A 22,747-nucleotide genomic window follows, 5' to 3' on the forward strand; every position below is an offset into this window, starting at 1 on the left:
CGTAGCGTCATCCATCCTGGCCATCCATCGAGTCTCCCTTCAGCGTGATGACCGTATAACGCGCCAGCAGAGAATCGATTGTCATGGATTTAGTAAACCTCAATAGTGGTCTGCATGAGTGAGCCATTCTCCTACCTTGCAACGTGTGCCCACAAGCGCCGCGTCGATGATTGCCGCATGCATGGCGATCGTCTGCCGATACACCCCGCACCGCTGCGACAAGCTCAATTGCGTCTCGACGTTGCGCGTTAGCGCATTAGCGATCAGCACCGCGGCAACCGCGTGTTTGCCACCTGCCCAGCGAATAGCGGCGCGGTATGGATCACCAGGTGTTCGGTGGCTCGCGCCCATTCGGGATTATCAAAGTTGCCCGCGAAACACGCGGTACGACACTCACACGATAAACGGCTCAGTGCGTAACTCACCGTGAGCAAAGCTTGCTGATTCGGCGTCAAGCGTTCTAGCGCGCGGCGAATGTGCCGGCTTGCGCGCTGGCATCGTCACCGATGAGCGTATCGCCCGATCCTGCGGTTGCATGCAACGCGGCTATTCGCTTTTCCCCTCGGTCTGCCTTCTGACGCGTCGATGCAATCCGCGCGCTGTTGCAAAGCCCCTGACGCAAACCCCTTGAACGACATCGTCCGTGCGACCGTCCCTTTATTGAGACGGGTGCCTGGAAAAGTGCGTTAGCGTGGGCTGTTGCGATCAAAGGAGACACCACCGGATGACAACGGAATTAACACGCTACAACGGCTATCGGTACGTGCTGTGCAAGGGGCGAAGCTTCACCGATGACTCCGAGAAAATACAAGCCGGGCGGGCTATGTTGATGCACGCCGATATGTATGTTTGGGAATCGAACGTGGCGCTTGTGGCGCGCGTCGAATCGTTCTTGCAGAAGGGTTTTTCGTGGTACTCGAAAAACCGAAAACCCGCACGTGAAACTCTTCAAACGTTGCTCGCTTACGTGCGTGATGGCGCGGTGATTGTTTCGGAAGAAAACGGCGCGACCACTGACATTTTCGAGAACGGCGGCTTTACGTTGGACCCACCAGCGCGAGCAGTGCGGCGAGACGCTCCGCCATTTGACTATTACGCGCGGGGGGCGGCAAATCGCGCATCGCTGCTTGAATACAACGATGCTATCGACGCGAGGATCGAGCGTGAGCGGTCGTTGAATACCCCGTCGTTCGAAACCGTAAAGCCGTCTGAAATGCCGTATCTCCTGTCGCTTGTGCGCATGGTCGCGCGTAGCGAAAAGGTGCGACGCGAAGCGATGCAAAAAGCCGCGTCCGGCTTTACCGAGCTTGCGGACAATGCAGCAACCCCGCTAGGCGATGCCGCGCCGTTTGAGCTTGGCGACATGCCCAGCTTTGGCGATAGTTTTGACATTGCAAAAACGCCGAATTACGGTGAGCCGGGAACGTGGTACACAAACCCCGGTAGCCGACAAATGCGGCTATATGGGGATACCGGTGCGCCCGTTGTCGATTTCGACTTCGATCACGAGCACGGTCAAGGAATTCCGCACGCGCACAACTATGGGCCGGTTGGCGTGGACGGTGCATTCGACCGGGAAGGCGGGCGAAGCTTTTCGCTTTTGCCCTGGTAATAGTAGCAACAGGAGTCAAGAAAATGGACCAAAAGAAGAACTATCACGACGCTGAACTAGTTGGGCTGTACTACGCGCGGGGCAGGCAACATCTGCTGCTGACTTTTCAGCTTGTGAACGGCGATCTTGCGGTCGTCCGGTGCGATGGAGTAACGCATTTCAAGCTTGGCGAAATGGGTTTGCAGAACGTCACGTCACGTTTGTTAATTTCCTCCGAACAGGAGTTTCACCCGGACGAAATTCGCAATCACATCAATTGGGCGTGTAGTCGTGACGGCCACGAACATGCGATGACTGACTCAAGAGCCGCATACTTTAGAACCAGCATACGGCATCGACAAATCACTCTCCTTGTTTTAGAGCCGTCTATCGGGGCGGAGTTGGTTGTGGTCTGCAAGGCGATTGAACACGTCGAGTAAAGCGGCGTCATAGTAGTCGCTGCTACACATTGCGGGCACGGCGGGGCTTATGCCGCGCCGCTAGCGTTGCGCCACCGCCCGCGCCTTAATCATGTCGTAAAGCGCTTGCGCGGCCGGCGACAGCCGAGCGGTCTTGCGAACCACCAGCACCAGCGCCCGCGACACCACCGGGTCCACCAGTTCAATCGTGCGGATATTCGGATACGCACCTTTCTGCACAGCAAGCCGCGGCACCACCGCCGCGGCAATGCGCTCGGCCACCAGCCCGACCGCAGTCGAACTCCGCTGCACCTCGTAGAACGACTGCAATCCCAACCCATTCGTGCCCAGGGCCGTATCAAGCAACGCACGATTACCGCTGACCTGTCCCGCGAATATCAGCGGGTACGGCTGCAATTGCTTCCACGCCACTCGCCTGCGCCTGGCAAGCGGATGATCCTCGTGGCAGATCAGCACATACTGGTCTTCAAGCAGCGGCATGGTCATGAGTTCGGGATGATGCGCACCCGCAATGTTGATACCGAACTCCGCTTCGCGGCGCAGCACTGCATCGGCCACCGCCGACGACGCGTGGTCCAGAATCTTGATCCGGTTGTTCGGATACCGCGCCGAATACTCCTGCATGATGCGCGGCAAATACTGAACCCCGACCGTGGGCACACATGCAATGGATACATCGCCACGCTCGGCCTTGCCCGTCTCGCGTATCTCGAGCAGCGCGTCCCCCAATTCCTCCAGCAGACGCCGCGCTTGCGGCAGGAAATCCCGGCCGATCAGACTGAGCGCGATAGAACGCGTGGTGCGCTCGACCAGCGTCACGCCAAGAAAATCTTCAAGCTTGCGCAAGCGCTGCGTGATCGCCGTCTGCGTGACATGCAATGAGTCGGCAGCATTCTGAAAACTGCCTTTATCGGCGATGGCAACAAATGCCTGAACGCCGAGGATGTCGATTTTCATAAGAAAAATGAACCAATCGGAATAATAAATTCATTTTACGCAGACATCGGCGATGCGCAAACTGGCGGCACCCCACACCCCTTCCCGCAGAGGAAACCACCATGTCCGCTCTTGACGAATCCCCCCTTGCAATGGCTGCCCGCCTCTATCCCGAGATGGCCCGCAAACTCGAGATCGTGCGCCGCCGGGTCGACAAACCCCTCACGCTCGCCGACAAAGTGCTGCTCGGCCACCTCGACAACCCGGCCGATCAGGAACTCATTCCCGGCAGCAGCTACCTCAAACTACGCCCCGACCGTGTCGTGTTCCAGGACGTGCTCGGGCAGACCGGCATGCTGCAGTTCATGCAAACGCTGCGCGAACGCGTGGCCGTCCCGACCAGCATCCACTGCGATCACCTGATCCAGGCACGCGTTGACGGCGCGTCGGACCTGCGGGTGTCAGTGCTGGAAAACAGCGAGGTCTACGACTTCCTGCGCAGCGCCGCAGCCAAATATGGCGCGGGCTTCTGGGAGCCCGGCGCCGGCATCATCCACCAGGTTGTTCTGGAAAACTATGCATTCCCGGGCGCGTTGATCATAGGCACCGATTCGCACACGCCGAACGCCGGCGGACTGGGTGCGTGCGCGGTGGGCGTCGGCGGCGCCGATGCGGTCGAGACCATCGCCGGCTTGCCGTGGGAAGTGCTCTATCCGAAGCATATTGCGGTGTACCTGACCGGCGCCTTGAACGGCTGGACCGCACCCAAGGACGTGATCCTCAACGTGGCGGGCCAGCTCACCGTGTCCGGTGCGACCAACGCGATTGTTGAATACATCGGCCCTGGCGCGCGCACCATCAGCGCAACCGGCAAGGCGACCATCACCAACATGGGCGCGGAACTCGGTGCGACAACCTCCATGTTCCCCGCCGATGAGCACATGCTCACGTACCTGGACGCCACCGCCCGCGGCGACCTCGCGCCGTTGATCCGGCAATACACGTCTGCGTTGTTCGAACCAGACGCCGCCGTGGAAGCCGACCCGGAGCGCTACTACGACCGCGTGATCCGCATCGACCTGTCCGCACTGGAGCCGCATATTGTCGGCCCGCATTCGCCCGACCGTGCACGACCGCTCTCGCAACTCGCGGCAGAACTCAAAGGCGCGGACAACACCATTCCGGAAGCGATCTCCGCCGCGCTGATCGGCAGTTGCACGAACTCGTCTTACGAGGACATGAGCCGCGCAGCCGATGTCGCCGCACAAGCTCGCGCGCATGGGCTGAAAGCCGTCGTCCCGTTCCTCGTCACGCCGGGTTCGGAACAGGTCCGCGCGACGATCGCACGCGACGGTCAGCTCGATGAACTCGAAGCGCTCGGCGGCACCGTGCTCGCAAACGCTTGTGGTCCTTGTATCGGCCAGTGGCATCGCGACCCGCATGCGACGGCTGCGCCGAATGCCATCGTCACGTCATACAACCGTAACTTTCCGCGCCGCAACGACGGCTCGCCCGCGACCATGAACCTGATCGCCAGTCCGGAAATAGTGACGGCGCTGGCGCTGGCTGGCCGGCTGTCGTTCAATCCGGCCACGGACTCGCTCACCGGCGCGGACGGCAAGCCCTTCATGCTCACGGCGCCGAAGCCCGCGCCCGAAGTGCCGCCGACCCGCTTCGCGCCCGGTCGCACGACCTATGTCGCACCGCCCGCGGACGGCCGCGATATCACGCTGAGCGTCAGCCCGGCCAGCGAGCGCATCCAGTTGATGCAGCCGTGGGCAGCATGGGATGGGCATGACTTCACCGGCATGCCGGTCGTGCTGAAAACCCGCGGCAAGACCACGACCGACCACATTTCGCCGGCCGGACCGTGGCTGCGCTTTCGCGGGCATCTGGATAAATTCAGCGACAACCTGCTCAACGGCGCGACCAACGCTTATACGGGCGAGATCGGCAAGACAACGAACGTGCTGACGGACGAAGGCGGTCTCACGCCGGCGCAAGCGGCCCGTCAATACCGGGCGGCAGGGCAAGCCTGGGTGATCATCGGCGATTCGAACTACGGGGAAGGCAGCAGCCGCGAGCATGCTGCGTTGTCACCACGGCTTCTGGGCGGCGCGGCGGTGATTGCCCGCAGCTTCGCGCGCATTCATGAGTCGAACCTGAAGAAGCAAGGTCTGCTTGCGCTGACATTCGTCGATCCGGACGACTACGACCGGATCCTGGCCGACGACCGGATCGACCTGCGTGGGCTTGACCGCCTGGCACCGGAAGAACCGGTCGAGTGCAGCATCAAGCACGCGAGTGGCCGCAGCGAAACCGTGTGGCTCAAGCACTCGTACAGCGACGCTCAGTTGCAGTGGTTCCGCGCAGGATCCGCATTGAACGTGCTGCATAAGTCGGCAGCATAGTACGGAGTGCTGGCTTTCCGATTGTAAGTCGCCGCGCGTGGAGCATGACCCGCCCGACAGGACGTCGACGGCTCGCAATCCTTATGCTTGTCGCCGATGTTTTTTAGCTGGCCCCGCATGTTCGCCGGGTCAGAACCTGCGACCGGTTGCACGCATGCTGTACCTTAGTCGAATCGCGTAGAAGCTTGAACATTCACGCCTGCGGTTACCGGCGTATGAAAGCCGTCAAAGCCGCATTGCGCCGTCATTCATCTATTGAGGAATTACACAATGAGCTGGTCTGCCAAGCAGTATGTAACCTTTGAAAACGAGCGTAACCGCCCCATTCGCGATCTGCTCGCTGCCGTCCCGGATATCGACGCGCGCACGGTCGTCGACATAGGATGTGGTCCCGGCAATTCGACCGAAGCGCTGATGGCGCGTTTTCCTCACGCTGCGGCAAGCGGATTCGACCGTTCACCGGACATGATCGAAGCTGCCCGCAAACGGCTGCCGCAAGTTCACTTCGAGATCGCCGATATCAAGGCATGGAATGCCCCCGGCCCGTTCGATGTGATCCTCGCGAACGCGGTGTTCCAGTGGCTGCCCGATCACGCCAGCCTGTTTCCCGCGCTCGTTGCAAAGCTCTCGCCCGGCGGCAGCCTCGCGGTTCAGATGCCGGATAATCTCGAGGAGCCGGCGCATCGGCTGATGCGTGAGGTTGCTGCCGATGGCCCGTGGGCCGGCAAGCTCTCCGAGGTCACGAAAGCCCGGACGCCCATGGCCAGTCCGGCATGGTATTTCGAACTGCTTCGTTCCTGCGGCGCCCAACCCGATGTCTGGCGGACTACTTACCATCACGCGCTGGCAGGTGGTGCGCAAGCAGTCGTGGAGTGGTTCAAGGGAAGCGGCCTGCGGCCGTTTCTGGAACCGCTTACTGAAGATGAGCGGCTGGCGTTTCTGGAGCGTTACAAGACAGAGGTCGCGCGGGCTTATCCGGCGTTACCGGACGGGACGGTGCTGCTGCCGTTTCCACGATTGTTCGTGATCGCCGTCCGCCAGGGCTGACGCTGGAACTGGCGGTTCTGCGCACCGGTAAACCAGGGGGTTCCGCCGGTGCAGACCAGGAAAACCATGCAAACCGGGTATGGAATCACTCCTCGAAAACCCTCGCGCGAGCCATCTCAAAAAGAGTATATACTGTTTATACTTTTACCTAACTGGAGACTCCATGCCCGGACCCGCTACGAAGGCCCCTAGCAAGAAGGCTTTTCATTTCCCCAAGACCGCTGAAACGGCTGCCGCCGAGCCGGCAGTAAGCAAACGCAAGGCAACCGCCAAACCAGCGGTCGAGGCGGCAAAGGAACCTCAGGACAAGGCAACGCAAGCGTCCGCCAAATCAAAGGCCAAAGCCGCGCCCGCCAAGTCCGCCGGTGCTGAAGAGAAAGTCAAACGGCCGAAAAAAGAGAAGGTCGTTCGTGACAGCTTTACGATGCCCAAGTCCGATTACGAGAAAATCGGCCTGTTGAAGCAAAAATGCCTCGCCAACGGCGTGCACGTCAAAAAAGGCGAGCTCTTGCGGGCTGGTTTGCTCATACTTGAGCGCGCTAACATTGAGCAACTCACTGCGGCGGTCGCCGCTGTCGAGACAGTTAAAACAGGAAGGCCAGGCAAGTCCTGAGCATACCCAAGCGTCCTGAGGCGGCCAGTTTTGTTTCCGGCCTCCCCGGGACACATCGAGAAACAGGCCGTGGGCATGAGACCATTAAACATAACCTCTGCAAGCTTTGCAGAGTTCGATGACCTCAATGCCATCCTGGCGGCCGGCGGCGCGCGCTTCGAATCGCGCACTGTGGGCGAAGTACGCGCCGGCACCCATTCCTTCCCAATCCTTACCGCGGCGATCGGCTCGAACGATCCCAAAGCGCCCGCCATTGGCTTTTTTGGCGGCGTGCACGGCCTGGAGCGCATCGGTACGCAACTGATCCTCGACTACATGCGCGCGCTGCTACGGCGTCTCGAATGGGACGAACTGCTGCACGAACAATTGCGCTCGGTACGGCTCGTTTTCATGCCCATCGTGAATCCTGGCGGTATGTGGGCGCAAACCCGCTCGAATCCGAACGGCGTCGACCTGATGCGCAATGCCCCCCAAAGCGCTGAAGGACGCGTCCCCTTCCTTGCCGGCGGCCAGCGTATTGGTGCATGGTTGCCGTGGTATCGCGGTCCGGCCCAGGGTTCCCTGGAACTCGAAAGCGCCGCCTTGCTCGATGTGGTGAAGCAGGAGCTGATGACACGCCCGCTAAGCCTTGCACTCGACTGTCATTCAGGTTACGGCTGGGGCGACAGCATCTGGTTCCCTTACGCGCGAACCAGGCAGCAAATGCCCCATCTCCCCGAGATGTACCAGCTCAAGACCATGTTCGAGCAGGCGTATCCGCATCACGGTTACGCGTTCGAACCGCAAAGCCATCAATACCTGCTTCACGGCGACCTGTGGGACTGCGCGTACGACCAGACGCCCGCGCCCAACGTGTTCCTGCCAATGACGCTGGAACTGGGCTCGTGGCGCTGGATCAGGAAAAACCCCAGCCAGATCTTTTCCCGCCTCGGCATGTTCAACCCGATCAAGGCGCACCGGGTTGAACGGGTTTTACGCCGTCACGCCAACTTCCTGGACTTCCTGACCCGCGCGGCTTTTGCATCGAATAGATGGCTTCCCAAGGGCGACGTGAGAAAACAGATCCTCGAGCGCGCCATGGAACACTGGCAGCGAAAATCCTCACGATGAGCACGTGGATCTTGTTGCGCGGACTCACGCGCGAGGGTCGCCACTGGGGATCGTTTCCAGAGCAATTGCGTGTTGAGGCGGATCTCAACGGCGATGCAGACAGCATTGCGCTCATCGATCTGCCCGGGAACGGTCGTGAGAACGCGCTGAGCGCTCCGCTCGATGTGGCCGACATGGTGAAGTTCGTCCGCTCGCGTGCGGCCGAGGCTGGGCTGTTGCCGCCGTATCGGCTGGTTGCGATGTCGCTGGGCGGCATGGTCGCGACCGGCTGGGCACAACGCTATCCGGAAGAGATCGAGAGGCTGGTGCTCATCAACACCAGCATGCGGCCGTTCAGCGCCATGAGCGAGCGCCTTCGGCCCCAGGTTTGGCCCGCGCTTATGCGTGCTGCCGCTTCATGGGCCGATCCTGTGAAGTGCGAAACCATCATCCACGACCTGACGTGCAACCGGCTGGACACCCAGGCCGCCGACATCGCGGCGTGGGCGGCCATCAGGAAGAGCGCCCCGGTGAGTGCGGCGAATGGTCTGCGTCAACTGTGGGCGGCGGCGCGCTTTCGCGCCGGCAGTCACGCGCCCGCTTGCCCTACGCTGCTGCTTTCATCGAAGGCGGACCGGCTGGTCAATCCGGTCTGCTCCACGCGCATAGCGGCGCGTTGGGGAACCGCCCATGCGGTGCATGCGTGGGCTGGCCATGATCTGCCTCACGACGATCCGGTCTGGGCCAGCAAGGCGATTGCCGACTGGTTGCGCACCCTGCAAGGACACGCGGAGGAAGCGCCGGTTGTGTCCGGTGGACGCACGGTCCTCTAGTCGAACCCGGCAAGGTACCCTCAGGTGTGCATGGATTAACGTCTTCCCATGCCCGCGCCGTCAACCGGTCCGGTACGAACGATCTCTCACAATCGTTCGTACCATTTAATAAGTATGCCTATCAAGTATTGATCACGTCCGCTTCCGACTTCATCTCACCCTTGACCTCCGGCGGCCCTGCAAACCGCGTCCTCACGCCAAATCCATACCAGAACACGGCCATGATCGCGATGAGCAGCAAGCTGATATAGAGCACCTTCTCGTTCGGCGGCTGAATCCCGACATAAACAAGCACCGCCCCGCCGAGCACCGCCAGCATCGCAATGGGCTTCGACCACATGCCCAGGTTGAATGGCCCCTTGCGCACCCATGTCTTGCCTTCAGCGCTCAACCCGACTGCTACCGGCATCACATAAGAGACGTACAAGAACACCGCGCTGCCCGTCGAGAGCACGGCGAACGCATCGCCATACAACGTCGCTGCAATCGCAAGAATTGCCGATATCCAGATTGCGGCACCCGGCGTGCGATGAGTATTGTTGACCTTCTTGAGCCAGTTCGACGCCGGCAGTCCGCCGTCGCGCGCGAACGCATACATCATTCGCGAACATGACGTGAGGCAAGCCAGACCGCACAAATAGTTCGACAAGAAGATCCCGATACCAAGCGATACCCGCAACCATGCCGGCAAAGTACTGAGCAGCGCATTGAAGAACCCGCCGCCCTGCTTCACGCCTTCCTTGAGGTCCGGCATCACGAGCAGGAATGCGCAGACCATGATGTAGCCGAACAACGCCGACCAGAGTACGGAGCGCAGCATGCCCTTCGGTACGTTGCGCGCGGCATCCTGCGTTTCCTCCGAGGTGTGGGCGGACGCGTCGAACCCGGTGATGGTATAGATGGTCAGCAAAAGGCCCGACAGAAACGCCGCCAGCATGCCTTGCTTCGGCCACGCGCCGCCGTCGAAACCAGTAAAGTTGCTGAAGTCGATAAGCCGCCCGAAGTCGAACGGCGTCTTCGAAAACCCGAGCAGTGCCAACGTCAGCAGCACGGCAATCAGGAAGATCAGGTAGCCCGAGAGGTCGGTCAGGATCGTCGTGATCCGGATACCGCTATGGTTGAGCCACGCCTGAGTCAGCGTCACCGCCGCTATGAACGCGGTCTGGTGCCAGAACGTAAGCGAGTCGGGATTGATGCCGAACAACGGCGCGATCAGCGTCTTGAAGAACGGATCGTAGACGCCGAAATTCACCGACGCCACCACGAAGATCAACCCGAGCAGGTTGAACCATGCAGTCGCCCAACCCCAGCCCTTGTTGCCAAGAATCGAACTCCAGTGATACAGGCCGCCGGCAGTCGGATACGACGACGCGATCTGCGCCATTGAAGCCGCCACGACCAGCGCAAAGAGCGCACCGACCGGCCAGCCGATACCGATCGACGCACCGCCTGCCGCGCTCAATGCCTGCGGGAACGCAGTGATGCCTCCTGCCAGGATGCAGATGATCGAGAACGATATGGCAAAGTTCGAGAAGCCGCTCATGCGGCGCGCAAGCTCCTGGGTATAACCCATGCTTTTGAGTTGCCGGGCGTCGTGGTCCAGCGCAGCGGGTGCGTCGGTCAGATTGACTGGTTCCATGATTTTCCTCTTGCTCGGTTTGACTTCAAACGGTTGAAGAACGGCGAAGGGACAACTAGGGGACAGGAAGCCCGACTAAAAACGGGGACGGCTGGAACGCATAAAAAAACGTCATCCACAAGCGGCTCGCAGTGATTTTCCCGGATCGCCGCGAGCCTTTGTGTCGGTCTGCTACTCGAACTTCGCCATCACGTGGCGCGCGCAGGTGTAGTCCTCGAGCGCGTAAACTGACATGTCCTTGCCATAACCCGAGCGCTTCATGCCACCATGGGGCATTTCGCTCACGAGCATGAAATGCGTGTTGATCCACGTGCAGCCGTAGTGCAGCTCGGCGGCCACCTTGAACGCGCGGCTCACATCGCCTGTCCACACGGAACTCGCGAGCCCGAAGTCGGAGTCGTTGGCCCACGCAATCGCCTGGGCCGTGTCGTCGAAACGGGTCACGGAAACCACCGGCCCGAACACCTCACGCCGCACGATCTCGTCGGTCTGCAGCGCGCCCGCGATCACGGTCGGCTCGTAGAAAAATCCGCGCGATGCGCCGGCCTTGCCGCCTGCGGTGACTTCAATATGACGCTGGCTCGCAGCCCGCTCCACGAAGCTTGCCACGCGGCTTCTCTGGCGCTCGGAGATAAGCGGCCCCATCTCCACGCCGTCCATATGCTGCTCACCTACGCGGATCGTGCTCACCGCGCTGGAGAGGTCGGCCACCAGCTTCTCGTAGATCTTCGGTCCCGCATACACGCGGCACGCGGCCGTGCAGTCCTGTCCTGCGTTGTAGTAGCCAAAGGTGCGCAGTCCTGCGACGACCTGCTCCAGATCGGCGTCGTCGAATACGATCACCGGCGCCTTGCCGCCCAGTTCCAGATGCGTGCGCTTGACCGTGCGCGACGCCGCTTCGAGAATCTTCTGCCCCGTCGATACATCGCCGGTAATCGAAATCATGCGCACGTCCGGCTGCGCAATCAGCGGCGCGCCGACCGTGTCGCCGCGCCCGGTCACCACGTTGATCACCCCGGGCGGGAAGATCGCGGCCATGAGTTCAGCAAGCTTGAGCGTGGTGAGCGGCGTCTGCTCGGACGGCTTGAGGACAACCGTGTTACCCGCTGCCACCGCCGGCGCGATCTTCCACGCAGCCATCATCAACGGGTAGTTCCAGGGCGCGATCGATGCCACCACGCCCAGCGGATCGCGCCGCACCATGCTGGTATGGCCCGGGAGATATTCGCCGGCAAGCTGCCCATGCTGCGTGCGGCAAGCGCCCGCAAAAAAGCGGAACACGTCCGCCACCGCCGGGATCTCGTCATTGAGCGCACCGAGGTAAGGCTTGCCGCAATTGAGCGACTCGAGCCGCGCGAATTCGGTTGCCCGCGCCTCGATGGCATCGGCGAGTTTGAGCAGCAGGTTCGCGCGATCCTTCGGTACGGTCTTGGCCCACGCGGGAAACGCGCGACTCGCAGCGGCAACGGCCGCCTGGACCTGATCGAGTGATGCCTCGGCAATCCGTGCGATAACGTCGCCCGTCGCGGGGTTCAGGACATCCTCCACATTCCCCGCCCCGGGTACAAATTCGCCACCGATCAGAAGGCTGGTTTGCAGGGTCTGTTCCATATGTCTGTCTCTCTCTTGTTGGAAGAAGAATGCGAGGCCCTCGGCGCCGCGTTCCCAAGTACGCTGTGCGGGAGCTCCGAGGCATGCAGCGATTTTAGGGCTCCGATTTTTTTGGCTGCCAGCCAGCATCGCAGATAGGAGCTATCGATAATTCCGAACGGGAGGCGTATTTACGCTGTTTTACGGCGTACTGTTGCTGCAACGGCTGGAGCGAAACAAGCAGGTTGCAGCGTTCTTGGGGCCAATACCGGCTTCTGCCACTGCGCGAGAGCCGCGCCTACGGTCTATGACGCCGACATGGATCCCACAGAATTACCCTCTTCGGATACCCGTCAGGTTTCCGTAAAACAGAACGCGATCGGCGTGATATCGGAAATTCAGATGGAAATTTTGGCGTGTCCACGCGTATGTTCGCGCGCGACGACAAGAAAGTTCTGTGCTGTCTCCGACTGCGTGAGCCCGCGACGCCATGCAATGCCAATATCGATCTTCGGCATTTCTTCCATGATGTTACGCACCTCGAGCCGGTCACCATCGAGCGACCACGGGCGGTAAAGTACATCGGGCAGAATCGACAAACCCGCACCGGTTGCAACAAGACTGCGCACCGCCTCCACTGATGCCGTGCGCATCACCACGTTCGGCTTGAACCCGGACGCTCGCCAGTAGGTATTGGTGTTGTCCTCGAGCTCATCGACCTTGAGCATGATCATCGCCTCGTCGGCAATTTCACGCAGGGAAATGCTGCCAAGCCCGCGCAATGCATGGTTCGCCGGTAGCCATAAACGCCAGGCGGCGGTGATCAGCGACTCGGTTTCAATCGCCTGCGTGTTCTCTATGTTGGACACGATCAGCACGGCCACGTCGAGTTCACCATTCACCAGCAGATGTTCGATGTAGTCGCGCTGGTCCTCGATCACGTTGACCTCCACCTTCGGAAATACGCGGCGGAAGTGATCGAGCAGATACGGCAGAAAATAGCCCGTCATCATGGTCGTGACGCCAATGTTCAACCGTCCGGTCATGGTGTCGGGCCTCGACGACATGGCCTGCTGAGCATTGCGCACCGCAGCGAGGATCTGGTGCGCGTGACGCAGGAACTGGTGCCCCGCATGCGTGAGGACCATGCCGCGGGCGTGGCGTACGAAGAGCTGCGCGCCGACTTCGGTCTCAAGCCCCTTGATGGCGTCGGTGATGACCGATTGCGAGATGTTGAGCGACTGGGTCGCGCCCGTCACCGATTCAGCTTCAGCGACGGCGATGAAATAGCGAACGCTTCTGAGTGACAGGCTCATGGAACTCCAGCGTCGGGTCGACAGGTTGACGGGTAGCCAAGCCGCGACTATAGCTGAGCCGATAAAACTACGGTTTCCCGATGCTTGCCTCTGCGGGTTGCAGATTCAGGAACAAGAGAGGCGTCTGGTTGGACAGCTTGAAACGAACGGGTCGAACCGTCGCCATAGCCTCCGGGAAGGCTTATTCTGCGCAATGCCGCTAAAGTCTCGGGCCCATGTGCCGATAGAACTGGAGAGCGGCTTCGGGGAGTGCGTCCGGACCGCTTTCGGCGTGCTGCGAACAGGGCACGTGTGCACCAACGGCACCACTATTCCATTTCATATGCTGCAGAGAAACAAAATGCTCACACTCGCGGCAATGACGCTGGGCGTGTTTGCATCGGATGTATCGCCGACGGAACTGGCCACGCTATCGGTCAGCCTGGTGGTGCAGGAAAGCTGCGTGATTCAGTCGGCCACCGAGCCTGCGGTCGTCGCGAAGCCGAGCGTATCCTGCCTGCATGGCCAGCCTTACGACATTGCGCTCGTGGCTCTCGATCCAGCCCAGCCCGTCTCAACGGTTCAGTACGCCAGTCGCGGCGCCGGGCAGTCCACGGTGTGGATGGTGGGCTTCTAAGCAACCGTTCGAGCACGCTCCCAGGGCCCCGCCGCCATGCAGTTTCAAAAACTGATCGTGGCGGTAATCGTGTCTGTATATGCGCCCGGCGCAGGTGTCGTTTGCGCGGGCACTACACCGTAGACGGTCAGTATCTGTGAATTGCCGGTGCCCGTGCCGGTCGCCTGCGTCGTGCCCGCGGTGCCGTCGCCCCAGGCGGTAGTCAGGCCCGCGTCAACGTAGAGTTGGTAGTTCACCGCGCCACCCCCTCCCGTGCGCGCCATCTGCCGCGCCGCCACATTGGCGGTCGTGCCGCCGTTCAACGCAATCCGGTACGCGTCACCGTTGGTGCATTGCGCCGTGATGGACGCCGTGGCTTTCAACGCACTGCTCAAGAGGCCGGCGGCCCCGAAATTGAGGTTCGTCGCGCTGATGTTGCAGTTGTTCACTACCGTCGCTGAAGTGCTGAAGACAAAGGTGCCTCCGGAAGCCGTCAGCGACGCGCAGGTCGGCGCCCCCAGCAGATAAAAGCCCGCGTTGATTGATGTCTGGGTGCCGCCAAACCCTTGGGTGTAGATCGTACTGGCGTTACCGATGGTCGGCACTGTCGGCTGGTTCGCGCTGACCTGTCCATAGATGGTCACGGCCTGGGTCGCGCTCGTGCCAAGCGCGGGTTTGACCAGCGTAAGCGATATCGGCGTGGTGCCGGAATAGATCGACCCCCAAGTCAGCGAGTGCCCCGCGTCCTGATACAGGTCGTACTGCAACTGGCCGGTGCCGTTGGTCATCGAGCGCGGACTGGTGCCGCCCAGGTTCAGGCACACCTGGGCGTTCGGCACCAGCGAGACGAGGGGCCACGTGCACGTCACGCTGACGCTGCCGGTCGTGGCGACAGCGGCGCCGCTGATCGGACTCACCGAGCCGAAACTGATCGCCGTCGCAACCGCCGCGCAGCTCTGCGCGCTCGCGCGCTCCGGCACACCCAGCGCGAGGGCCACGACAAACACAAGAAACATGATCCGTCTCATCGCGCCTTCCCTGCAGTTGGACGGCAGGTCAACGGGCCGATAATCGGCAGCGAAGCATCGCCCGGCCGCTCGAAGGCAAATTCGACACTGCAATGCAGCGAACCACTTTCGATAACTAAATGATTGTCGGGCTGCAGACCTTCGACAAAGGTCAGCCCGTCGTAGCCGACGATCGTATCCTTGCCGCTTTCCTCGTGATGAACGGCCGCCCCCGGTGGCAGCAACTTGCCGTCGGGTCCCTGCAGGATCACCGAGGCGGCGCTATACCGTGTCACCCCGAAACGCGCCAGCACGCCCGACTGCGCCTGCGGCACGAGATCCATCGAAGTCGTGTCGATGCGCGCATCGGCGGGCAGCCTCATGCCGTCGATACCCACCTGGTTGTGCTGATACGAGTTGAGATCGGGCACGAGAAAATGGCCGCCGCTATCGGTCACGCCGATCACCCGGTTCTCGCGCAGCACGGGGATCCCCGCCACGCCATCGGTCGACACCAGCGCGAAGCCGTCGTAGATGCGCCGCGACGGTTGCACGCTGCCGTCCATCAGGACCACGGTGCCGGTGACATCGAGCGACGCGGTGCCCTGCCCGTTGATATCCTGCCCGACTACTGTCACCTCGCCGCCCTTGCCGAGATACTGCACCTGGGCCTGCCGATAAGGCGCGGCGCCCGCGTCGCCAGTCTGCACGCCCCAACCCCAACCGCCATCGTAGTCGGGGGGACGGGTGGCGTTGACGTTGTAGTTGGACTGCCCGTTCTGCCTGCCCACGTTTGCGTTGACGGACGTGTTCCTGCCCAGGCCGAAACTCACGCTCAGGAACACGCCGCGCGAATCGTGCTGCTTGAAGTCCTTATAGGCGCTGAGATTGAGCGACGCCAGGTTGCCGAAATTAACCGTGTAGGATGCCGAACCGATTTGCGAAGGTTGCGCCTGCGGAAACTTGAAGCCGATATAGCTCACCGAGAAGGTCTGGCTGGCGAAGAGCGGCAACGCCAGCGTCACGCGGTCCGTCGCGGTCGGGACAGGCGTACCGTCCCGGGCCGCAAGATCTCCGTAGTTGCCGAACGCGCGAATAGTCTGTGCATCGATGGAAAGATGCGGCTCGACCAGTTCATAGCCGAGGCTTGCCTGCGTACCGGCCAGACGCCCCGCGCTGGCCGACAGTGACCCATTCACGACGCCGGCCATGCCAAGCCGCACCAGCGCCCCGCCACCAGCGTTGTAGAGCCCGCTGGTGGCCTCGGTATGCGCCTCGACCGTCAGCAGATCGTTGACGCCATATCGCGCCGAGCCGCTGACTGCCGGCCGCGGGTCATAGTCGAACGAGTCCAGGCCGTATGAACGGCGCAGGAAACCCGCCTCGAACGAATAGCTGGAAAGTCCGGTGGCAAGCAGGCGCGTATCCACATACAGCGGCAGCGAGGTTGCGACCGTGCGGCCGAGCGCGTCGCGCGTGATGACGGTGGCCTGGCCGCCTCCGGTGATGCCCGGCACGTTGTTGACAATGAACGGCCCGCTGGGCACGTTGCCGCTGTACTGCCGGACACTGTTGATATAAAGGTCCACCGACGACGGCACCACCGCGGACCCTGCAAACGCGGGCACGGGAAACGTCACCAGGTCCGGGCGCAACGCGAAATTGCTGCGCCACTGGAACCCGCCGATGCGCACCGAGCGCGACCACGCGAGCGACGACGAGATGGTGTCGCCGAACTGCTTCGTATCCAACGCGACCGGGTCGGATATGCTCCATGATGTGTCGTAACGCGTATAGCGGCGATCGTTGCGATACAGGTACATGATGCCGGTATTACTGAATACACCGGTGGGATCGAAGTATCGTTCCTCGCTCCAGATCGCGAGCTGCGCGTCCGTGCTGCTTTGCGCGTACGCATCGTAGTTGATCAGCAGGCCGCGCGACGAAGTCGCCGGAGGCGTCCTGGCCTGTGCGCGGGTATTGAAGGTATAGGGCTTGCGAAGGTTGTCCGGAATCTCCAGGGACACAGTCTGGCGCGCAGCGTCGTAGGTGTAGCGAAGTCCGGCAATGGAATCCAGTTGCACTTCGGCCGTGTCCGCAATACCGAGCCGGTCAAGTGCGATCCCGATGCTGTCCAGGTCCTTGCCCTTCGCGGCAAGATGCCCGTTCAACTCACGAAACTGGGCGATCATGGAGGTGCGCTGGCCGTTGACTTCCACTTCCAGGTACACATCGTGTGGCAGGTTTGTGCTCAATGGCGGGGGAAGCTGCGGTGTTTGCGCGTAGGCGGGCATGCAGGAAAGGACGGCGTTCATCCCCGTGGCGACTAGCGCGATGCGGAGGCGGTTCAGGTGACGTATTGGCCGTCGTCGGATTCTCATCGATTGAATGGGGACGCACCATGTCAACGTCCGGCGCTGCGCGGGCACATGGACATACGGCACGCAGCGATGAAGTCATGCCCTCGCCTATCCCGGCTGTCCCACCGTGACGGCAGCTTCGGACGGCAGCGAGTTGACCGCCGCCCGCACCTTCACGGAGCCGCGCAGGTCGGCGTCGGCCGGCAGCGGCACCGTCCATTGGCGTGTACGCCCGGCCAGTGCATAACCGAGCAGTCCCTTGTTGATCTCATAGACCTTGCCCGCGCTGTCCACCAGTTGAACGGCGGCGATTTGCGCACGCCTCTGACCATTGTTGTCAACACGCAAGGCCCAGCCCTGGCCGTCACGAACGAGGTGCCAGGAAAGCACCGGTTGTTCCGCCTTGCCCGCCGGTTCCACGAACACCGGCACGGAATAACGCAGGCGGATCATCACGCCGCCGGTGGGCGCTGCATCCGGCGCGGGGAGTTCGTCGATAAGGATCCGGTAGCTCTGCTCCGCCGCGACCGGAGCCGGCGTGGTACGCACCAGCCGGACGAGTTGATCGGCCTGCGCGGAGATCTGGATCAACGGCGGGCTCGCGACCAGCTCCTGCGTCGGCGTCAGCGTGTCATCTTGATTCGACTGGTCCCAGCGATACACGCGCACCTGACCGTAAAGCGGGCGGTCCCCCGGGTTCCGGAGCGTGATGCCCGTTGCGCTTTCGTTCGACTGGAGGTCCACCATCACGGGTGAAATCTGCAGCGTGGCGGCCTGTACGCTCAGCGGTACTAAGAACAGCAAGAGCGCAAGGAAATTCGATCTCCTAACCATTGCACTGCCGGCGGCGATCAAAAATAGACCGTTGCAGTGACGGTAGTTTGGTAGAGATCCGGTTTCGGTGTGGCTTGCGGAGGCACCTGGCCATAAACCGTGAGCGATTGCGAGGACCCGGTGCCCGTTCCAGCGACGGTATTCGTGCCTTGGGTGGTGCCCCATACAGTCGTGTGTCCGGCGTCCTGATACAACTGGAAGCCTACGGTGGTACCGGTATTTCCCGTGGCCGTGCCGGCCAGCAACCGGGCGGTAACAGTCGAACTCGCCACATTGCCGCCGTCCAGTCCGACGTTGTAAGGCGTGGTGTTCGTGCAGGTCACCGCGAGAGTAGTTTGCTGGTTGATCGCAGTGGCCAGCACGCCATTCGTGCCGAAGCTCAGCGGTGTTGCCGAGATCGTGCAATTCGCCTGCAATGTGAGCGTGACGTTAAACGTCGTGGTGTTGGTGCCGTTTGAATAGATAGCGGCGTTTGCGACGGGTATGACCTGCGCAGAAACCAGGACGCCGGTGAGCGTGGACAAAATGAGACTTGGCTTCATCTTGTGAATCCTCTCGTATATCCCGGCCTGAATAACGTGACAGGCCTGTTCTTTCAGCTGTTAGACATACTACCTTTCGAATACCGGTTCTCCAAATTAAATAATACGAAACCGTGTTTCACCTTATAGCGGTTTAACGGAGTACGGTGTAGAAGCCGGACAGGCTTGTGCAAGCTTGTAATAATGGACGGCCCATCATTGCCCGCGATTTAATGCCACGCTCCCAATCCGACGCGTTTAAATGACAAGCGCGATGAAAGCTTTCAAACGGCGAGCGTCATGCTCCGTGAAACAAATCCCGTCGCTTAAAACCCGTTGCTTATTCAAGACCCGCAAGCAGATCGTCAATTGCGCTATAAACGCGCTCCACCACTTCCGGCCCTACCGTGCGTTCCAATTCCCGGTAGCGCGCCTCGAGATCCTTCGAGATCACGCGCACCAGGCCAATGCTCTTCTTCGTCAATGACACCAGAATCCTGCGCTGGTCATCGGCGAAGCGTTCCTTTGTAATGAGCTCCATGGCCTCCATGCGCGCCAGCACGCCCGCCATGCTCGGGCTGGAAATGGTGCAGATATCGGAGATTTGCCGCGGCTCCATTGGCCCGTTTTCGTTGAGCGCGCGAATCACGCGCCATTGTTGTTCGGTCAGCCCATTCGCGGTGAGCAGCGGCCTGAACCGCTCCATCATTTTTTCTCGTGCGCGCAGCAACAGCATCGGCAAGTTTCGATGAAGCGTTCGGGTAGTGGCTTTTGCGGACATGGCGAAGGATAAAAGTACGAACGGCCGGGCTGGAGAGACGCCTAGGGAAAACCCATGAACAGAGGGGAATTGGTTGACCCCCAATCATATCAAGCAGCACAATACTCACATGTTAGTGTTTTATTGAAGAGAACAGGGACCATGTTTACATTTGCTGACTACCTGATCCATATCGAGGGTGACCCGCTGCCGCGGGACGTCGACGCGCAACAGGTGCTCGCACTCCTATCGTCGGATGCAGGGTGCAGGCCGCCGGTCACGGGCGCGGTCTATGGGACCTTGCTCAACGACCGCGCCGCCCTGCTCGCACTCGGCGACACCATGAACGCCGCGCCGTATAAAGCGCCACCGAAAGCGCCCATCCTCTATCTCAAACCGCGCAATACGCTCGCGGGGCATGGTGCGCGGGTCGCGATCCCGGAGGATGCAACGGGTGTGGAAGTCGGTGCATCGCTCGGCATCGTGATCGGGCGCACGGCAACCCGCGTGAGTGTCGAACAAGCGTTCGACTACGTGGCCGGTTACACCATCGTGGCTGACATCAGCGTGCCGCATGCAAGCGTCTACCGGCCGTCAGTGCGCTTTCGTGCGCGGGACAAATTCTGCGTGATCGGCCCGACGGTCGTCGCCCGGCGTCACGTTGCGGACCCCGACAGCCTGACGATCACCGTGAAAATAGCGGGCAAACCCGCGTTCGTCGCCGGCACCGCGTCTTCAGTGCGTAACGTCGCAACGCTCATTGCCGATGTGACCGAGTTCATGACGCTGGCCGCGGGCGATGTGCTCACGCTTGGCGTGCCGCACGGCTCGCCCGTTGCGCGAGTGGGCGATGAAGCCACGCTTTCCATCGGAGCCTGGGCACCCTTGCACGTGTCATTTGTCGGCGAGGATGCCTGCGGAGAACAGCCATGAAACGCGGCCGCGTAGCCTATGCAGGTGCAATTCATGAGGCTTACCCGGAGGGCGATAACGTTCGTCTCGCTGACGGACGCGTCAGGCAGGAGCACGAGGTAGTCTGGCTGCCGCCAATCGAGGTCGGCACAATCTTCGCGTTGGGCCTCAACTACGCCGAACACGCGAAGGAACTGCAATTCTCCAGCCAGGAAGAACCGCTGGTTTTTCTCAAGGGGCCGGGCACCGTCATCGGTCATCGCGGAGTGACACGCCGTCCCGCCGGCGTTGCTTTCATGCACTACGAATGCGAGCTTGCGGTGGTGATCGGACGCACCGCGAAGAACGTGCGGCGCGAAGCAGCGTTGGATTACGTCGCCGGTTATACGATCGCCAACGACTACGCAATCCGCGATTACCTCGAGAACTACTATCGCCCTAACCTGCGCGTAAAAAATCGCGACGGTGGGACAGTGCTGGGACCCTGGTTCGTTGATGCCGGGGATATCGCCGACATCACGCAACTGGAATTGCGCACCGTCGTCAATGGCGCGCTCCAGCAGCGGGGCAACACCCGCGACCTGGTGACGGACATTCCGGCACTGATTGAATATCTGAGCGGCTTCATGACACTCGCGCCCGGCGACATCATCCTCACCGGGACACCCGAGGGAGTCGTGAACGTCAATGCAGGCGACGAGGTCGTGTGCGAGATCGAAGGTCTCGGCCGGCTTGTCAATGTCATAGCGTCAGACGCGGACTTCGGATGCGGTTGATCGACCACGGGAACACCATGCGAATCGAACATCTGATCAACGGCCGGCCGCATGCCGCACGCGACTATTTCGACACCGTGAATCCCGCGAACCAGGAGGTGCTGGCCGAGGTCGCACGGGGCACGCCTGAAGAGATCGATTCAGCCGTGCGTGCCGCGAAAGAAGCCTTTCCCGCGTGGGCCGGCAAACCCGCGGCTGAGCGTGCGATGCTGATCGCGCGGCTTGGCGAACTGATCGCGAAGAACGTGCCGGACCTATCCGAAACGGAAACGAAGGACACCGGCCAGACCATCTCGCAGACCGGCAAGCAACTGATTCCGCGCGCCGCCGACAACTTCAGCTACTTCGCCGAAATGTGCACGCGGGTCGACGGCCACACGTATCCGACCAGTTCGCACCTGAACTACACCTTGTTCCATCCCGTTGGCGTATGCGCGCTGATTTCACCCTGGAACGTGCCGTTCATGACGGCTACATGGAAGGTCGCGCCCTGTCTTGCGTTCGGCAACACGGCAGTGCTCAAGATGAGCGAACTGTCACCGCTGACCGCTTCCATGCTGGGAAATCTCGCCCTCGAAGCCGGCATTCCCGCCGGGGTGCTGAACGTGGTGCATGGCTTCGGCAAGGAGACCGGTGAGCCGCTGGTGGCCCATCCCGACGTTCGTGCAGTCTCCTTTACCGGATCGACGGCTACGGGCAACCGGATCGTTCAAACGGCCGGCCTGAAAAAGTTTTCGATGGAACTGGGCGGCAAGTCGCCGTTCGTCATTTTCGACGATGCCGACTTCGAACGCGCGCTCGACGCCGCAGTCTTCATGATCTTTTCGAACAACGGCGAGCGGTGCACGGCAGGATCGCGCATCCTGGTGCAGCGCTCGATCTACGCCACGTTTGCCGAGCGTTTTATCGAGCGGGCGAAGCGGCTTGTGGTTGGCGATCCGCTCGACGAAAAGACGGTCATTGGTCCCATGATCAGTCAGGCCCATCTCGCCAAGGTCCGCAGCTATATCGAGCTGGGACCAAAGGAAGGCGCCACGCTTGCGTGTGGCGGACTGGAAACACCCGACCTGCCTGCATCGCTGAGAAAAGGCAACTATGTCTCGCCCACCGTGTTCGTGGACGTGGACAATCGCATGCGTATTGCGCAGGAAGAGATCTTCGGGCCGGTGGCGTGCCTGATTCCCTTCGACGACGAGACCCACGCCGTTCAGCTCGCCAACGATATCGCGTACGGATTGTCGAGTTATGTCTGGACCGAGAACACCGGTCGTGCCCATCGGGTAGCGGCGGCAATTGAAGCGGGGATGTGTTTCGTCAACAGCCAGAATGTGCGGGATCTGCGGCAACCTTTCGGGGGCACCAAGGCGTCGGGTGTGGGACGCGAAGGCGGCACGTGGAGCTATGACGTTTTTCTCGAACCAAAGAATATCTGCGTGTCGCTCGGATCGCATCACATCCCCCGCTGGGGCCTGTAGCC

The 22,747-nt window shown here is 61.2% G+C and carries 21 protein-coding genes; 11 read left to right on the forward strand and 10 right to left on the reverse strand.

Translation table 11 applies throughout. From position 1 onward, the window contains the following. Positions 1-99: 99 nt before the first annotated feature. Positions 100-351 (reverse strand): hypothetical protein, encoded by a 252-nt coding sequence (locus AWB69_RS40275; RefSeq protein ID WP_062092350.1) that lies wholly within the window; start codon positions 349-351, stop codon positions 100-102. 373 nt (positions 352-724) lie between these two features. On the opposite strand from AWB69_RS40275, the gene AWB69_RS48970 reads away from it, so the two are divergent. Both AWB69_RS48970 and AWB69_RS40285 read left to right on the forward strand, forming a co-directional pair. Continuing rightward, complete coding sequence (locus AWB69_RS48970; protein WP_062092351.1) at positions 725-1,612, forward strand: hypothetical protein; 888 nt, start codon at positions 725-727, stop codon at positions 1,610-1,612. Positions 1,613-1,635: 23 nt separating this feature from the next. Then, positions 1,636-2,031: a hypothetical protein gene (locus AWB69_RS40285; protein ID WP_062092352.1), complete on the forward strand. Its 396-nt coding sequence runs from the start codon at positions 1,636-1,638 to the stop codon at positions 2,029-2,031. Between the two features lie 60 nt (positions 2,032-2,091). Here the strand turns inward: AWB69_RS40285 and AWB69_RS40290 are convergent, their stop codons facing one another. Then, positions 2,092-2,988, reverse strand: coding sequence for a LysR family transcriptional regulator (locus tag AWB69_RS40290; protein WP_062092353.1), 897 nt, complete (start codon positions 2,986-2,988; stop codon positions 2,092-2,094). Between the two features lie 101 nt (positions 2,989-3,089). Between AWB69_RS40290 and AWB69_RS40295 the strand changes: the two genes are divergently transcribed. From AWB69_RS40295 to AWB69_RS40315, 5 genes are all read left to right on the forward strand, one after another. Further along, entirely contained in the window at positions 3,090-5,378 is a 2,289-nt protein-coding gene (locus AWB69_RS40295; RefSeq protein WP_062092354.1) for an aconitate hydratase, read from the forward strand. A gap of 270 nt (positions 5,379-5,648) precedes the next feature. Beyond that, entirely contained in the window at positions 5,649-6,425 is a 777-nt protein-coding gene (tam, locus tag AWB69_RS40300) for a trans-aconitate 2-methyltransferase (RefSeq protein ID WP_062092355.1), read from the forward strand. Between the two features lie 163 nt (positions 6,426-6,588). Continuing rightward, a complete protein-coding gene (locus AWB69_RS40305) occupies positions 6,589-7,038 on the forward strand; it encodes a hypothetical protein (RefSeq protein ID WP_062092356.1) in 450 nt (149 codons plus the stop codon). A gap of 75 nt (positions 7,039-7,113) precedes the next feature. Then, a complete protein-coding gene (locus AWB69_RS40310) occupies positions 7,114-8,148 on the forward strand; it encodes a M14 family zinc carboxypeptidase (protein ID WP_062092357.1) in 1,035 nt (344 codons plus the stop codon). Continuing rightward, positions 8,145-8,960, forward strand: coding sequence for an alpha/beta fold hydrolase (locus tag AWB69_RS40315; RefSeq protein ID WP_062092358.1), 816 nt, complete (start codon positions 8,145-8,147; stop codon positions 8,958-8,960). The genes AWB69_RS40310 and AWB69_RS40315 overlap by 4 nt, the downstream gene beginning before the upstream one ends. 121 nt (positions 8,961-9,081) lie before the next feature. Here the strand turns inward: AWB69_RS40315 and AWB69_RS40320 are convergent, their stop codons facing one another. The 3 genes from AWB69_RS40320 to AWB69_RS40330 form a co-directional block, all read right to left on the reverse strand. After that, complete coding sequence (locus AWB69_RS40320) at positions 9,082-10,599, reverse strand: amino acid permease (protein ID WP_082913806.1); 1,518 nt, start codon at positions 10,597-10,599, stop codon at positions 9,082-9,084. A 171-nt stretch (positions 10,600-10,770) separates the two neighbouring features. After that, the gene (locus AWB69_RS40325; protein WP_062092359.1) at positions 10,771-12,210 is read right to left on the reverse strand and encodes a gamma-aminobutyraldehyde dehydrogenase; all 1,440 of its coding nucleotides are present in this window, start codon (positions 12,208-12,210) and stop codon (positions 10,771-10,773) included. Positions 12,211-12,587: 377 nt separating this feature from the next. After that, entirely contained in the window at positions 12,588-13,505 is a 918-nt protein-coding gene (locus AWB69_RS40330) for a LysR substrate-binding domain-containing protein (RefSeq protein WP_031361181.1), read from the reverse strand. A gap of 340 nt (positions 13,506-13,845) precedes the next feature. Between AWB69_RS40330 and AWB69_RS40335 the strand changes: the two genes are divergently transcribed. Then, a complete protein-coding gene (locus AWB69_RS40335) occupies positions 13,846-14,121 on the forward strand; it encodes a hypothetical protein (protein WP_156529147.1) in 276 nt (91 codons plus the stop codon). A gap of 44 nt (positions 14,122-14,165) precedes the next feature. On the opposite strand, the gene AWB69_RS40340 is transcribed toward AWB69_RS40335, so the two are convergent. From AWB69_RS40340 to hpaR, 5 genes are all read right to left on the reverse strand, one after another. After that, the gene (locus tag AWB69_RS40340; protein ID WP_231937391.1) at positions 14,166-15,116 is read right to left on the reverse strand and encodes a Csu type fimbrial protein; all 951 of its coding nucleotides are present in this window, start codon (positions 15,114-15,116) and stop codon (positions 14,166-14,168) included. 8 nt (positions 15,117-15,124) lie between these two features. Then, entirely contained in the window at positions 15,125-17,422 is a 2,298-nt protein-coding gene (locus tag AWB69_RS40345; RefSeq protein ID WP_062092362.1) for a fimbria/pilus outer membrane usher protein, read from the reverse strand. A gap of 153 nt (positions 17,423-17,575) precedes the next feature. Beyond that, the gene (locus AWB69_RS40350; RefSeq protein ID WP_062092363.1) at positions 17,576-18,301 is read right to left on the reverse strand and encodes a fimbrial biogenesis chaperone; all 726 of its coding nucleotides are present in this window, start codon (positions 18,299-18,301) and stop codon (positions 17,576-17,578) included. 17 nt (positions 18,302-18,318) lie between these two features. Further along, positions 18,319-18,843 (reverse strand): Csu type fimbrial protein, encoded by a 525-nt coding sequence (locus AWB69_RS40355; protein WP_082913807.1) that lies wholly within the window; start codon positions 18,841-18,843, stop codon positions 18,319-18,321. A 319-nt stretch (positions 18,844-19,162) separates the two neighbouring features. Next, positions 19,163-19,558 (reverse strand): homoprotocatechuate degradation operon regulator HpaR, encoded by a 396-nt coding sequence (gene hpaR / locus AWB69_RS40360; protein WP_062092365.1) that lies wholly within the window; start codon positions 19,556-19,558, stop codon positions 19,163-19,165. Between the two features lie 186 nt (positions 19,559-19,744). Between hpaR and AWB69_RS40365 the strand changes: the two genes are divergently transcribed. The 3 genes from AWB69_RS40365 to hpaE are packed head-to-tail and all read left to right on the forward strand — an operon-like array spanning position 19,745 to position 22,745. Continuing rightward, positions 19,745-20,515 (forward strand): fumarylacetoacetate hydrolase family protein, encoded by a 771-nt coding sequence (locus tag AWB69_RS40365; protein ID WP_062092366.1) that lies wholly within the window; start codon positions 19,745-19,747, stop codon positions 20,513-20,515. Further along, complete coding sequence (locus AWB69_RS40370) at positions 20,512-21,270, forward strand: fumarylacetoacetate hydrolase family protein (RefSeq protein ID WP_062092367.1); 759 nt, start codon at positions 20,512-20,514, stop codon at positions 21,268-21,270. Before AWB69_RS40365 ends, AWB69_RS40370 begins: the two co-directional genes overlap by 4 nt. A 17-nt stretch (positions 21,271-21,287) precedes the next feature. Further along, positions 21,288-22,745 (forward strand): 5-carboxymethyl-2-hydroxymuconate semialdehyde dehydrogenase, encoded by a 1,458-nt coding sequence (gene hpaE / locus AWB69_RS40375; RefSeq protein WP_062092376.1) that lies wholly within the window; start codon positions 21,288-21,290, stop codon positions 22,743-22,745. Positions 22,746-22,747 lie beyond the last annotated feature (2 nt).

It is taken from the genome of Caballeronia udeis, assembly GCF_001544555.2.
Classification (GTDB): Bacteria; Pseudomonadota; Gammaproteobacteria; order Burkholderiales; family Burkholderiaceae; genus Caballeronia; species Caballeronia udeis.

Coding starts and splice junctions, on each gene's coding strand:
- AWB69_RS40310 (WP_062092357.1), top strand. CDS start 7,114: ATGAGACCATTAAACATAACCTCTGCAAGCTTTGCAGAGTTCGATGAC.
- AWB69_RS40350 (WP_062092363.1), bottom strand. CDS start 18,301: ATGGTTAGGAGATCGAATTTCCTTGCGCTCTTGCTGTTCTTAGTACCG.
- hpaR (WP_062092365.1), bottom strand. CDS start 19,558: ATGCTGTTGCTGCGCGCACGAGAAAAAATGATGGAGCGGTTCAGGCCG.
- AWB69_RS40285 (WP_062092352.1), top strand. CDS start 1,636: ATGGACCAAAAGAAGAACTATCACGACGCTGAACTAGTTGGGCTGTAC.
- AWB69_RS40340 (WP_231937391.1), bottom strand. CDS start 15,116: ATGTTTCTTGTGTTTGTCGTGGCCCTCGCGCTGGGTGTGCCGGAGCGC.
- AWB69_RS40325 (WP_062092359.1), bottom strand. CDS start 12,210: ATGGAACAGACCCTGCAAACCAGCCTTCTGATCGGTGGCGAATTTGTA.
- AWB69_RS40275 (WP_062092350.1), bottom strand. CDS start 351: ATGGGCGCGAGCCACCGAACACCTGGTGATCCATACCGCGCCGCTATT.
- AWB69_RS40320 (WP_082913806.1), bottom strand. CDS start 10,599: ATGGAACCAGTCAATCTGACCGACGCACCCGCTGCGCTGGACCACGAC.
- AWB69_RS40290 (WP_062092353.1), bottom strand. CDS start 2,988: ATGAAAATCGACATCCTCGGCGTTCAGGCATTTGTTGCCATCGCCGAT.
- AWB69_RS40370 (WP_062092367.1), top strand. CDS start 20,512: ATGAAACGCGGCCGCGTAGCCTATGCAGGTGCAATTCATGAGGCTTAC.
- AWB69_RS40315 (WP_062092358.1), top strand. CDS start 8,145: ATGAGCACGTGGATCTTGTTGCGCGGACTCACGCGCGAGGGTCGCCAC.
- AWB69_RS40355 (WP_082913807.1), bottom strand. CDS start 18,843: ATGAAGCCAAGTCTCATTTTGTCCACGCTCACCGGCGTCCTGGTTTCT.
- AWB69_RS40335 (WP_156529147.1), top strand. CDS start 13,846: ATGCTCACACTCGCGGCAATGACGCTGGGCGTGTTTGCATCGGATGTA.
- AWB69_RS40365 (WP_062092366.1), top strand. CDS start 19,745: ATGTTTACATTTGCTGACTACCTGATCCATATCGAGGGTGACCCGCTG.
- hpaE (WP_062092376.1), top strand. CDS start 21,288: ATGCGAATCGAACATCTGATCAACGGCCGGCCGCATGCCGCACGCGAC.
- AWB69_RS48970 (WP_062092351.1), top strand. CDS start 725: ATGACAACGGAATTAACACGCTACAACGGCTATCGGTACGTGCTGTGC.
- AWB69_RS40345 (WP_062092362.1), bottom strand. CDS start 17,422: ATGAACGCCGTCCTTTCCTGCATGCCCGCCTACGCGCAAACACCGCAG.
- AWB69_RS40305 (WP_062092356.1), top strand. CDS start 6,589: ATGCCCGGACCCGCTACGAAGGCCCCTAGCAAGAAGGCTTTTCATTTC.
- AWB69_RS40330 (WP_031361181.1), bottom strand. CDS start 13,505: ATGAGCCTGTCACTCAGAAGCGTTCGCTATTTCATCGCCGTCGCTGAA.
- tam (WP_062092355.1), top strand. CDS start 5,649: ATGAGCTGGTCTGCCAAGCAGTATGTAACCTTTGAAAACGAGCGTAAC.
- AWB69_RS40295 (WP_062092354.1), top strand. CDS start 3,090: ATGTCCGCTCTTGACGAATCCCCCCTTGCAATGGCTGCCCGCCTCTAT.